Raw genomic sequence first — 12,846 nt, forward strand, 5'->3', positions numbered from 1 at the left:
TATTAACTTATTAATGGTAAAAACCTACTACCCAATTATTTTGATAGTAGGTTTTGATTGTTAAGTTTATTTATTAATTCTCTATTACTTATTCACTTTTAGCCGCATTTTTTACACTTTCGGCTACGACTTTGGCGACATTAGGCTCAAAAGCGTTGGGTAATATACACTCTACAGAAAGTTTATCTGGCGTAATAATGTTGGCTAAACCTTTAGCTGCTGCTAACTGCATGGCTAATGTAATATTTTTGGCTCTCGCGTCAAGCGCACCTCTAAAGATGCCTGGAAAAGCCAGTACATTATTAATTTGATTTGGATAATCACTACGCCCTGTCCCGACAATGTAAGCGCCAGCGGCTTTTGCTTCATCAGGAAAAATTTCGGGTGTCGGATTTGCCATTGCAAAGATAATTGATTTTTCTGCCATGGTTTTGACCCAATCGGCTTTTAAAACCCCAGGTGCAGATACGCCAATAAAAACATCGGCATTTTTTACTGCATCTTCAAGTGTTCCTTTTTGTTTTGATTTATTTGTTCTTTTGGCTATCGCTAAATGATGAGGAGGTAAACGTTGATCATCTTCAGATAAAATACCAATTTTGTCGACGATTTTTAGATCGGTAACACCTGCCGCTAAAAGCATATCGGCAATAGCTAAACCGGCAGCTCCACCGCCGTTAATAACAACTTTGGCCGATTCAATTGTTTTACCCGCCACTTTTAATGCATTATATAACGCGGCTAAAACAACAATAGCTGTGCCGTGTTGATCATCATGGAAAACAGGGATATCTAATATTTCTTGCAATCTTTTCTCAATTTCAAAACATCTTGGCGCGCTAATATCTTCAAGATTAATTCCGCCAAAAGATGGGGCTAATGCTGCAATATGCTTAACTAACTCATCAGGATCTTGAGTATTGAGTGATAATGGAATGGCATCAACATTGGCAAATTTTTTGAATAATATCGCTTTGCCTTCCATGACGGGTATTGCCGCTTCAGGTCCTATATTTCCTAGCCCTAATACCGCTGAACCATCAGTTATAACCGCAACCAGATTGCGTTTGCTGGTATACTCGTATACTGATTCAGGATTTTTAGCAATTTCAGTACAAACTGCAGCAACCCCAGGGGTATAAGCCACACTCAAATCCGACATAGAGTTAACCGGGACTTTAGCATTTATTTCAAATTTGCCATGCATTTGTTTGCTGATAGCTAAGGCTTTTTCTTGCACTGTTGTCATAATTATTCCTTTTTAATTATACTCAATCAATTTTTTATAAGAGGTTAGATAATTGGATATCTAAACTGTTAACCTAATCATGTAACATGATAATTATTACTTATTTTAACTCATCTTTTTTGCTACTACATATGTAAATATCTTAATAGTGCTGTTGTGCATATCACCATTAATGCGCCTCCTAAACGTGTTGCGACTTGCGCAAAAGGCATTAGGTTCATTCGATTAGCGGTTGAAAGTATCGCAACATCGCCTGTTCCCCCCATACCACTTTGACAAGATGAAATAATCGAGGCTTCAACAGGGTACATTTTTAGGAAGAAACTACATACAAAACCGGTCATCGAAACAGTTAATACAACCGAAATGATGGTAATAAAATAAGGCACGGTTAATACATTGACTACACTGCCTAAATCAATATACAACAATCCTAATCCTGCCATTAATGGGAAGGTAAAATTACCAGAAATAAACTTATACCATTGCTGGCTACCCCGTTCTACACTTTCAGGTAGCAAACGGAAGTATTTCACTATTGCTGTAGCAATGATCATTAAAACTGGTCCAGGGAAGTGAGTTATCTTTTCTAAAATCATACCGAAAATAAATAAGGTAGCTAGAATCATTATCGCACCGCTCATGGCTCTAGCATCTAATGGTGTTTTATCCTCTTTTAATGCGTCGGCAAGTCCATCAAATTCAATTTTGACTAATTGACCATGACCACTTAACTGCGGTTTTAACTCACCAACTCGACTCATAATAGCGGTGAAAGTAATAGCAAAGAAGTTGCCTACAACTGTTGCTGGGATTAATGCACTCACAAAGGAATCATAATTTTGATTCAGGATATTACTATAAGCATTAGAGAGCTGTAACACACCTTCACCGATTCCGCCAGCCATAACTGGGGATACTGTGTAGAAAAATGCATGTTCCCATGTATCACCAAAAGCGACAGCTACTGCAACGCCAACAACGGCTGCAATGCACATGCCAAGCAGCATAGGAATCATCATACGAATAAAACCTTGAATCAAAATGACTCGATGCATACCAAGAATGCTACCACAAACTAAACTTGCAATATAAAATAGGAGGAAATTAGAATCCTTCATCAACATTTTTGTGGCGGCTAACGTGTTTTCATCAAAAACGCCATAATATACAAGGATTGATGGCACAATTAAGGAAAGTATAGCTGGCGCACCAAATTTTTTAAAAAAAGGAATATTTTGCCCAATAGTGCCTAAACACCATCCAAGGGGTAAAATCACTGCAAAACCACCAATTAATGTTTTAGGTAGCATGTTTAACTGGGCTGCAATGATAACAATAATTGAGCACACAATAAAAATTGGTAAGGGTAACGAACCTACATAAATTTTATTTTCTTGTATTTTCTGCATCATGCCCATAACTGTATCTCTCCTTTCTGTCATTTTATTATTTCTCTAAATAACAGTAGTATAGTTATACAGTTAGAAATCAGAAGAATATGAAACTTATCTAACTAGTTTTGTAATTAATGTAAGTAGTTAATTTGTCTTTATGTTCGTTATTTTACTAAAGCCATTAGCCATCAAGCAGTTTTGGCCTTTTTCACTAAGTAAAAAACCAATAAATAATTTCGCCATTTTATGAGCCGGTTTAAGTAAGGCAATACTATAATCTATAGCAGGATTAAATTTGGCAGGCAAATTAATAATAGTTAATTTCGGATTTTGTAAAATTGTTTGTGCGTAATTAGCATAACCAATATAGGCGTCAACGGTGTTGTTTAGTAAAAAAAATTCAGCCGGATGCATTGCTTTAGGGATATGACTCTCTAGTGATCCCCCGACTAATTGTTTTGCGCGGTGTTTTAATTGCTCACCCATACCCGCATAACTGGTACCTATGTTATCAAATAGCTGAAAAGTATAATCTCCAGATGGATCTTTTTGCGGAGTAGACATACCAATACGTGTTTCAGGATTTAATAATAATTTGATGATATCGCTTGATGTCCATTTTGATTCATTTCTTACTGTTACACATAAGCGATTATGAGCAAAAACATAATCAGATATAGCCTTTCTGTGATCTATGAGTGTTTTAGGATGCAACGTGTTTGCCGATGCAAATAAATGAATATTATCGTCAGGGGTTTTCTGCAATAGTTTTTCACATAGTAATCCGGCCGGTCCAAATTTTATATGAATTTCGGTTGAAAAGCTTTGTTTGAATAGTTCGGCTAATGCAGGAAATGCAATACGTAAACTTCCCGCTGCATAAATATTAAGTGTTGTCATAATGATTACCCATTGTGTAAAGGGGAATGATGGTTTGGCAGTCAGAAAAAACTATTTTTTTCATTGTGATGTTATATAACTGGGTTAATTGTGTCTCGGTTAACAACGTTTGGGTAAGACCATATTGGTAACCTGTTTCATCAAGTAATAATACTTTGTTAGCTAAACTCATTGCATGAGCTGGATCATGAGTCGTAAACACAATAGTTAAATTTTGTTTCTGTACTAATGATGACAAAATGTTTAACACTTTATTTTGATTATGTAAATCTAAGGCACTTGTTGGCTCATCGAGTAATAAAATTTTCGATTCACTCATTAATGCACGGGCAATAAGCACTAACTGTTTTTGACCGCCAGAAAGCTGTGAAAATAGGTGATGACTATAATGTGCTAATCCAAATTGGGCTAACTTATCTTCAACTAACTGCAAAGTGTGTTTATCCGGTTTTCCAAATAATCCCCACTTTTTAGCGCTTCCCATTACTACAATTTCCCATACTTTATAATCTATATTGGGCATGAAATTTTGTGGAACAAAGCTACAATAATAAGGATTGGTGATAGTGCCACTTAAAGGCTTAAGGGTTCCCATTAATGTATTGAGCAAAGTACTTTTTCCTCGGCCATTCACGCCAAGAATGGCGATAATATCATTGGTATGAATTGTAATATTTATCGCTGTAGTTAAGGGCTTACTCTGTTGATAACCACAAATTAAGTTATGTGTTGTTATAATGGCTGATGTCATATTAGGATTTCTGTAAAATTTGATGTCGTAATAACAAAACAAAACATGGTGCACCAACCAGCGCTGTAATAATACCGAGTGGTATTTCAGCCGTGTTGATGGTTCGTGCAATATCGTCAACAATAATCATAAAAGTACCGCCGAACCAAAATGTTATAGGCAGTAGTCGTTGATGATTACTACCGACCAATAATCGCGCGGCATGAGGAATGATTAATCCTACCCAGCCAATGCAACCACTAACTGCAACTTGCATAGAAATAATTAAGGTACACAAAATTAAAATTAACCATCGAGAGAAAAGAATCGATATACCTAAATTTTTAGCTTCACTGTCCCCTAATGATAAAATATTTATCCGCCAACTTAACTGGATTAAAAAATAGCTAGCAATAACAATTGGAATGGCTAATGTCATTAATTTATCCCAATTAGCTGTTGAAAAACTCCCTAATAACCAAAATACAATATTGGGGAGTGTTTCTTCACTATCTGCGAGGTATTGTATTAAACTCACCAGTGCATTAAAAAAACCACTTAATATTAATCCAACTAATACTAGAACTAGCACATTGTTTTGTTTAATAACGTGAGTTAATAATAAGATTAAAAAGAGTATTAATAGCCCAAATGAAAAAGCTGAAACCATCAGTCCAAACGTTGAAAAATTTAACAAAATGGCTAAAGTCCCACCAAAAGCTGCACCTGATGTCACACCAATGACATGAGGATCAACAAGCGGGTTATAAAATAACCCTTGTAATACTGCGCCACAAATTGCTAATCCTGCACCAGCTAGAAAAGCTAATAAAATACGTGGCAACCTTACTTGCCAAATGACTTGATTATCAACCACCATTGTTTGATCTATTTGTGATGTTGGCAATGAAAGCAATACATGGATAACTTGGCTAACAGATATTGAATAGTGTCCAATAATTAATGAAACAACTATTAATATTATAGTTAATATAATCAGGCCAACATGTAAATGGCGATAGGAAAAGCCGATCATATTATCTTGCTATTCCCCTTGATAGTTGACGCGGTAAAATCGCCAGTAATAATCATTGGCTTGTTTTTGCATATCAATATCTTTAAACAAATCTGGGTAAAGTTTTTTTGCCATCCAAAGCTCACCGATAGCTAAAGCTTCAGGCATAGGATATCCCCATGCTTTTGCGTATTCGGGCATTAAATAAACTTTTTTTTGCTTAACTGCATCAATATTTTTCCATAAATCATCGGATAAAATTGTTTCAACGACTTGTGGATATCGATCTTGCACAAAAATAACTTGTGGATTCCATTGTATGACATTTTCTATCGAAACTTGTTTAAAGCCCTGAATCGTTGCCGCAGCAACATTAATGGCGCCTGCATGTTCCATCATTAATCCAGTATATTTGCCCGAACCATAGGTAGTGAGATCTGGGTTAGCCATATAAACGCGTATGCGTTTTTCAGGTGCTATACGTTGTAATCGATCTGTGACAATTTTTCGATGCTCAAAAGTATAGTTGATTAAGTCCTCGGCTTCATTGTTAGCATTAAGCACGTCACCAATTAGGCGTATTGCTTGTTTTAATCCTTCATTGTAAGTTGTCTCTTCATCAACCATAATGGGATTTAGTTTATCTGCCTGCGAGGCTATATCTTTGCGTAACGAGATAGCAATAACCGGAATGTTGAGTTTTTCAATTTGATCGATAACCGCTTTGGGCATGTAGTTTGTGACAAAGACAATTTGCGGTTTGAGAGCAAGTAAACTTTCGATATTAACCGAAGTTAGATCGCCCGGTGTCGGTAGGTTAGATAAAGTTGGAGCAAATCTGACAAAGTCTTTTCCTAATAATTTTTGCCAAGAAGACAAAACACCTACAAGGGTCTGTTGACGGTTTAGTTGTACAATTAGATTTAATGTTTGATGTTGCAAAACGACTACTCTTTCCACTTTATCAGGGATTTGAACAGTGCGGTTAAGTTGATCAGTCACTTGTTTAGCTTCACAGGTGACTGTTAAGCAAAGTGATAAAAACAATCCAAATAGTAGTAAAAACTTTTTATAAATTTCCATCGTTCATCCTAATAGACATATAATGTGTTAATTAATAATTAATTAGTTTAAAATTATATTCGCTATATAATTTTAAATATAGCGAAATTTTAGTTTAATAACAATTAATATTCATTGATGTTTGGTGATAATGGGTTTATGAAAATTCTTTAGCTTCAGATGGGAGAAGTATAAAATCAACGTTATACTGATTCTAAATTAAGCAACTGTAACTAAGGTGAATTATGCTATGTGTTAACGGAGTAAACCTTTACTATCTAAAAACGGGTACAGGTGAGCCTTTGATTCTATTGCACGGTAATGGGGGAGATCATCGGGTTTTTTTGCCTCTCATTGCCAAATTAACATCACATTATACTATTTATGCAGTGGATAGTCGTAATCATGGACGCAGTGATAAGACTGATGTTTATGATTATAACGTTATGGCTGATGATGTTGAGGCGTTAATTAACAAACTAAGTCTTAAGTCAGTGAATATCATCGGTTTTAGTGATGGCGCCATTATTGCATTATTGTTAGCATTGCGTAATAAGAGAATGATTAAAAAAATGGCATTATTGGGGGTGAATTTGAAACCATCCGATTTTACTCAACAAAGCTATCAATACGTACAACAGCACTACGAACAAACAAACGATCCATTATTTAAAATGATGCTTGAACAACCCAATATCGAACTCAGTTCGTTAACTAAAATTACAATACCAACTTTAATTATTGGTGCAGAAAATGATATTTATAATCCTGCAATGTTCGTTGAAATTGCTGACAATATACCCAACTCGCAATTGAAAATTATGACAAACCATGATCATGGTAGCTATATCATTAACAATGATATGTTATATCCTGATTTGGTTAAATTTTTTGAAATAGATTAAGATGTCATTATTTAAAATAGAAGATTGGAAGTTTTAAAAAAATAGTAAGTTAATGTTTATAAAAATAAAACTAGTCAATATCGAATAATGACTAGTTATTTTTGTTACAAAATATGTTGAAACGTATAATCTTTAAAACATATCTTTACAAGATAAGTGTATTGCTTAATTTTGTATTATCGCAATAAGCAAGCTTGAATTTTATCAACCTCTTTATTTAATGCATCAATAACTAAGTTTGGATGCGCGCTTTCTAATGTTTTTACGTTTTCAAAGCCGTCATTGACCACTGAACCAGTAAATTGCTGGGCTTGTTTAATATTACTAAACAGATAACGGATATCATTTTGATTGCGTGTTGTTGTCAGGGTATAACTAACAAAATACTTAATATAATATTCGTAGTCTGTAACTGCGTTAGCGACAACACTATTTCCTTCAACTAATTTAATTGTATCACCACCACTGACTGTGACGGCCTGTTGTTGAACTGGCATGTTATAATATGACCACCAGCGTGAACCAAAATAGTTATCACTGGTTAATACCACAGGGCTATTATCAAGTTCTTGAGCTATACACAGTGCTAAAGAGGAGTGAAGGGCAGTAATAGGGCGTGAAGTAGTATATTTATTCACTATATCAACACCAGATGAATTTTGACCGATTTCTACACCTTGCGTTTGATAAATTGACATCATCTTTTGAGATGTACACCCAGTTAGCATCGTAAATATTGTCACAATACCAATTAACTTTTTCATACCACACCCTTATTAGAATTAACTGATTAATTCTAGCTGGTTATACATAGATTTGCTAGTGTTTCTATGGTTTGAAAAACGAATAAAATGATAATCTATAAACTAGATGGAGGGCTAATTTTTACTAATTAAATCTTCAAAGGCAACAGTATGTATTAATAAATTAAGAGAGAAGTTTTACCTTCTCTCATCTGGTTAATTTAATCTTTTTTACCACGTATTTTTCGTGATAATTTTTTAAAGCCATGGGTAAATTTTTTAATTGCCATTGCTAAAACAGGGACTTTGATTTTGATATTGAAGCGTTCTTTTAATTCAATAGCATCATTCGCTTTCGTTAACCAAATAAAACCAGAATTAGTTAAATCAATCGCTTTAATTTTGCCGTCAGGTGTTAAAATAAAATTACCACCATGTACGTCATTAGAAACTAAATTATAACTGTGTAATTTTTCAATACAGTCTTTTATTTGATCGCCATACTGCTCCATTTCTTCCCATTTTAATGAGCGGCCTTCAATAAAATTGAAAATCATATAATGGCGCTGTGTTTTTTTGTCAAAAGCAACCAAATAAAGCTCATAAGCAATATCACATTTATCTAATGATATTTTTGCCAACTTTCGAATGAGGTTGAAATAAAAATCGCCAGTAATTTTGGCAATAAGCTTGCGCTCTAAACGATGTTCGATCCCACCATCAATTTTAAAGATAAATTTGCTTTGATTGTGATTGATCAAATAAGTATATCGCTCTAGTTTATCACTGGGGTCGAGGAGTTCGCGATGCCCTTCTTCTGCCAGAAATTGGTCAAAAAGGTCTAAATAATTAATTTCATCATTATCAACATAAGCGAATTTCATATCGCCACGTTCAACTTCAATAATTTTTGCAAAGTTATTCAAATTTTAACGCCTCAAAATATATAACATGGGGACTATCTAGAACAGTAAGTTAAATAAAGTAAAAGAAGTAGTAATCTTACCTAAGTGACTATTCTAACAAAATTCACGCAAATAGGCACATGCATATAATGAATTAATAATGATAAACTATAAAAGATAAATGAATTTATCAAGTTGAGATAACTATGAATAGTAAATCAGTTATGTGGTTTTTATATATTATTAGAACCGCTAAACAATCATTGTACACCGGTATCACAACAGATACGAGCCGACGTTTACATCAACACCAAAGCGGTAAGGGCGCAAAGCATTTAAAAGGTCATCAAGATCTTGCAATTGTGTATCAAGTTTGTGTAGGTGATAGATCAACAGCTTTAAGGCTTGAGTATCGGATTAAACAACTTTCCAAACCCAAAAAAGAACAATTAGTTCAACTTCAGCCTAGTTTAGATGTGTTATTAGAAAAGTTAGGACTTTAACATTACAGTGACACTGGCTGTTTTTTAATTTTAGTTTGTCTATTTTATTTACCTAATTTATTTATCTAACCGATAGCAATTGAATTGCTGGTGATTTGATAGCAATAATTTGCTGTCTAAATGTTGCTAATTGTTGAAGCCAAAAATCCTCATCTGTTATCCATGTAAAAGCGGGCGGAAAAGCGGGATCTTGCCATCGCATTATAATCCAAGCTAGATGATGCACCATACGCATTGCTCTTAAAGGCTCGATTAATTTGAGCTGTGCAGTGTCGAAATCATAAAATTCTTGATAGATTTCAATCAAGGTATCTAATTGTAAGCGTTGTTCTTGCTCGGTTCCATAAAGTAGCATCCACATATCTTGGACTGCTGGTCCATTACGTGCATCATCAAAATCAACAAACATAGCATTATCACGCCATAAAATATTACCAGGATGACAATCGGCGTGAATACGAATAGGTTGCCAATCGTTATGCCAATGCTGTTCGATTGTTTGGGTTAATGTTGATAACGTTTCCGTGAGTTCAAATCGTACTTTATTGGGGACCAGATTACTCGATAATAGGATTTCTTTTGGGTGATATAAATACTCGTCTAATCCGATAGTTGGACGATGTAAAAACAGTTGTTTTGCGCCAATTTGATGAATCCGTGCAAGTAAGGTGGCAACCGATTCCATTTGGTTAATATTATCCATTTCATATTGCCGTCCACCTACGCTAGGAAAAACAGCAAACAAATAGTTCTGATTTTCATGTAATGTACAGCCATTGAGTGTTAATGGTGCAATAGCTGGAATTTCTGCGTCAAATAGTTGCTTAGTAAATTGATGCTCTTCAAGGATCTGCTGCCGATTCCAACGATTGGGCCGATAAAACTTTACTACATAGCGAACACGTTGTTCATCCATAAATTGGTAGACGCGATTTTCGTAACTATTGAGCGCTGTTAAGCCTGAGTCAACATCAATACCAATAGTTGCCAAACTATCGATGATCAATTCTGGTGATAATGATTGAAATGAAAAATCTAATTGACTCATCAAATGGTTTCCTTACTGTTGATTAAACCATTGATCTAGTTTTTGCTTTAATGCATCTAATCCAATTCGTTTAGGTGATGAAAAAGGCGCAACAGTAATATCACCTTGAAAAGGTAGGATTGCCTCTTTAACCATATTGACTTGTTTTTTTAACGCGCCAGACGCAAGCTTATCGGCTTTAGTTAGCAATAACATCACCGGAATTTCAACCGATACAGCCCAATCAATCATCTGTTGATCGAGATCTTTGAGTGGATGTCTGATATCCATCAGTATGACTAACCCTTTTAGGCTTTCTCGTTTTTGTAGATATTCACCCAGTGATTTTTGCCATTTTCGTTTTATTGCTTCAGGCACTTGCGCATAACCATAGCCTGGTAAATCGACCAAACGGCAATTTTCTTCTACTTCAAAAAGATTAATTAATTGGGTTCTGCCTGGTGTTTTACTGGTTCGGGCTAATGTTTTTTGATTCGTTAGTGTGTTGAGCGCACTGGATTTACCTGCGTTAGATCTACCAGCAAAAGCAACTTCAACGCCACTATCACTTGGTAGGTGTGATATATCTGGCGCACTTAAAATAAAGTGTGTTTTTGCGTAATTTAAGGGGCGAATATCGGTCATAACAAAGTATCCTTTAAGTGCATTAACGGCACCTAATTGATTAAAATGCCGTTACTGTATAGAAAAACTTAAGCGTTGACAACCTTTTCGACGGCTTTTGCAAAGCGCATCATGCCTTCTTGTATTTCATTTTCAGAGATGATTAGTGAAGGTGTAAATCTTAGTACATTGGTGCCCGCATTTAAAATCATAACTTTAAATTCTGTTGCAACATTAAGAAAGTCTCTTGCTTTATCATGAAATTGCGGTTGAAGTTCGGCGCCTAATAATAAACCTTTGCCGCGATATTCTCGAAACACTTTAAATTGATCATTAATCTCTTCTAGTTTTTCAATAAATATTGCTCTTCGCTGTTGAACGCCTTCTAGCACTTCTGGCGAGTTAATAATATCAAAAGCCTCACAACCAACGGCACAAGCTAAAGGATTACCGCCATAGGTAGTACCATGCACTCCAGGGTGCATTACCGAGGCTATTTCATTGGTGGTCAGCATTGCGCTAATAGGGAATCCCCCCCCTAATGCTTTAGCCGAAGTCAATATGTCGGGTGTTATTCCATATTGTTGATAGGTAAATAAACTACCAGTACGTCCCATGCCGCATTGTACTTCGTCAAAGATTAACAGTGCTTTATATTGATCACAAAGCTCACGCACACCGTGTAAAAATTCTGGGGTTGCGGAAGTTAAGCCACCTTCGCCTTGTACCGGTTCTAATACTACTGCACAAGTATGGTCATCGATTATTGCTTTAACCGCATCTAGATTGTTAAAAGGAACATGAACAATATCTGCCGGTTTTGGTCCAAAACCATCGGAATATTTTGCTTGCCCACCCACAGATACAGTAAAAAAAGTACGACCATGAAAAGATTGATAAAAGGAGATGATTTTTGTTTTATAAGGGCTATATTTTTCAGTTGCATAGTATCGAGCCAGTTTAAATGCTGCCTCATTGGCTTCAGCCCCTGAATTAGCGAAAAACACACGATCTGCAAACGTGTTATCAATTAGTTTTTGCGCAAGAGTCAAGGCCGGTTCATTAGTAAATACATTACTAACATGCCATAATTTTTCGCTTTGTTCCTGTAGTGCTTTAACTAATCTTGGATGGCAATGACCAAGGGCATTAACCGCTATACCACCAGCAAAATCGATATAATCTTCACCATGCTGGTCCCAAACACGGCTGCCTTGACCTTTAACAGGAATAAATTGAGCTGGCGCATAAACAGGTAAAATAACTTTATCAAATAATTCTCGAGTGATTTTGGTGGTCATCATTTTATCCTTATATTTTATCTAAATTGTTACATCTATTTTATGTAATTTAAATGTTTAGTAAAGTAAATAATTATTCATTATATTTGAATTAAAATTCATTTTCCAAACCGTGAGAACGAAATTGATTAAGGCAACAATTTTATTGTTTTTATCGTACCATTTTCGGGTATAATCGTTGGTCAAATGATAATTGTCTCTCAATAGGAATTAAGATGAGCCGTGTTATTTATTGTCATTATTTAAAAAAAGACGCAGAAGGTTTAGATTTTCAACTTTATCCAGGTGAACTTGGTAAACGAATTTATAATGAAATCTCTAAAAGTGCTTGGCAAGAGTGGCTAAAAAAACAAACTATGTTAATTAATGAAAACAAATATAATATGATGAATTCTGAACACCGTAAAAAAATCGAAAGTGAGATGGTAAAATTTTTATTTGAAGGTGAAGATATTGTCATTGACGGATACAAACCTAAAAACTGA

At 35.1% G+C, this 12,846-nt stretch carries 14 protein-coding genes; 3 read left to right on the forward strand and 11 right to left on the reverse strand.

Going from position 1 to position 12,846, the window contains the following annotated elements:
- Positions 1–88 precede the first annotated feature (88 nt).
- The 6 genes from A9G03_RS03520 to A9G03_RS03545 all read right to left on the reverse strand — a co-directional run bounded on the left by A9G03_RS03520 (position 89) and on the right by A9G03_RS03545 (position 6,368).
- The gene (locus A9G03_RS03520) at positions 89–1,249 is read right to left on the reverse strand and encodes an NAD(P)-dependent malic enzyme (protein ID WP_065798421.1); all 1,161 of its coding nucleotides are present in this window, start codon (positions 1,247–1,249) and stop codon (positions 89–91) included.
- A gap of 125 nt (positions 1,250–1,374) precedes the next feature.
- A complete protein-coding gene (locus A9G03_RS03525; protein ID WP_065633863.1) occupies positions 1,375–2,670 on the reverse strand; it encodes a 2-hydroxycarboxylate transporter family protein in 1,296 nt (431 codons plus the stop codon).
- A gap of 120 nt (positions 2,671–2,790) precedes the next feature.
- Positions 2,791–3,546, reverse strand: a complete 756-nt coding sequence (locus A9G03_RS03530) for a substrate-binding domain-containing protein (RefSeq protein ID WP_065798422.1) — start codon at positions 3,544–3,546, stop codon at positions 2,791–2,793.
- Positions 3,533–4,297 carry an ABC transporter ATP-binding protein gene (locus A9G03_RS03535; protein WP_065633861.1) on the reverse strand — a complete coding sequence of 255 codons (765 nt, stop codon included), beginning with the start codon at positions 4,295–4,297 and terminating at the stop codon, positions 3,533–3,535. The genes A9G03_RS03530 and A9G03_RS03535 overlap by 14 nt, the downstream gene beginning before the upstream one ends.
- 1 nt (position 4,298) lies before the next feature.
- Complete coding sequence (locus tag A9G03_RS03540; protein WP_065633860.1) at positions 4,299–5,312, reverse strand: FecCD family ABC transporter permease; 1,014 nt, start codon at positions 5,310–5,312, stop codon at positions 4,299–4,301.
- Positions 5,313–5,321: 9 nt separating this feature from the next.
- Positions 5,322–6,368, reverse strand: a complete 1,047-nt coding sequence (locus tag A9G03_RS03545; RefSeq protein WP_065633962.1) for an ABC transporter substrate-binding protein — start codon at positions 6,366–6,368, stop codon at positions 5,322–5,324.
- A gap of 230 nt (positions 6,369–6,598) precedes the next feature.
- Between A9G03_RS03545 and A9G03_RS03550 the strand changes: the two genes are divergently transcribed.
- A complete protein-coding gene (locus A9G03_RS03550; RefSeq protein ID WP_065798423.1) occupies positions 6,599–7,258 on the forward strand; it encodes an alpha/beta fold hydrolase in 660 nt (219 codons plus the stop codon).
- A gap of 176 nt (positions 7,259–7,434) precedes the next feature.
- Here the strand turns inward: A9G03_RS03550 and A9G03_RS03555 are convergent, their stop codons facing one another.
- Together A9G03_RS03555 and A9G03_RS03560 are read right to left on the reverse strand one after the other, a co-directional pair.
- Positions 7,435–8,022 carry a hypothetical protein gene (locus tag A9G03_RS03555; protein WP_065633858.1) on the reverse strand — a complete coding sequence of 196 codons (588 nt, stop codon included), beginning with the start codon at positions 8,020–8,022 and terminating at the stop codon, positions 7,435–7,437.
- A gap of 200 nt (positions 8,023–8,222) precedes the next feature.
- A complete protein-coding gene (locus tag A9G03_RS03560) occupies positions 8,223–8,927 on the reverse strand; it encodes a lipopolysaccharide core heptose(II) kinase RfaY (protein ID WP_065633857.1) in 705 nt (234 codons plus the stop codon).
- Between the two features lie 185 nt (positions 8,928–9,112).
- Between A9G03_RS03560 and A9G03_RS03565 the strand changes: the two genes are divergently transcribed.
- Positions 9,113–9,409, forward strand: coding sequence for a GIY-YIG nuclease family protein (locus tag A9G03_RS03565; RefSeq protein ID WP_143425814.1), 297 nt, complete (start codon positions 9,113–9,115; stop codon positions 9,407–9,409).
- Between the two features lie 61 nt (positions 9,410–9,470).
- Here A9G03_RS03565 and A9G03_RS03570 read toward each other — a convergent pair whose 3' ends face one another.
- From A9G03_RS03570 to argD, 3 genes are all read right to left on the reverse strand, one after another.
- Positions 9,471–10,457, reverse strand: coding sequence for a serine/threonine protein kinase (locus A9G03_RS03570; protein WP_065633855.1), 987 nt, complete (start codon positions 10,455–10,457; stop codon positions 9,471–9,473).
- A 12-nt stretch (positions 10,458–10,469) separates the two neighbouring features.
- A complete protein-coding gene (gene yihA, locus A9G03_RS03575; RefSeq protein WP_065798425.1) occupies positions 10,470–11,081 on the reverse strand; it encodes a ribosome biogenesis GTP-binding protein YihA/YsxC in 612 nt (203 codons plus the stop codon).
- Between the two features lie 68 nt (positions 11,082–11,149).
- Complete coding sequence (gene argD, locus A9G03_RS03580; RefSeq protein WP_306453246.1) at positions 11,150–12,364, reverse strand: bifunctional acetylornithine/succinyldiaminopimelate transaminase; 1,215 nt, start codon at positions 12,362–12,364, stop codon at positions 11,150–11,152.
- 212 nt (positions 12,365–12,576) lie between these two features.
- On the opposite strand from argD, the gene A9G03_RS03585 reads away from it, so the two are divergent.
- Positions 12,577–12,846 (forward strand): oxidative damage protection protein, encoded by a 270-nt coding sequence (locus A9G03_RS03585; RefSeq protein WP_065633852.1) that lies wholly within the window; start codon positions 12,577–12,579, stop codon positions 12,844–12,846.

The sequence above is a fragment of the Gilliamella sp. wkB171 genome (genome assembly GCF_001693755.1).
GTDB lineage: Bacteria > Pseudomonadota > Gammaproteobacteria > Enterobacterales > Orbaceae > Gilliamella > Gilliamella apicola_F.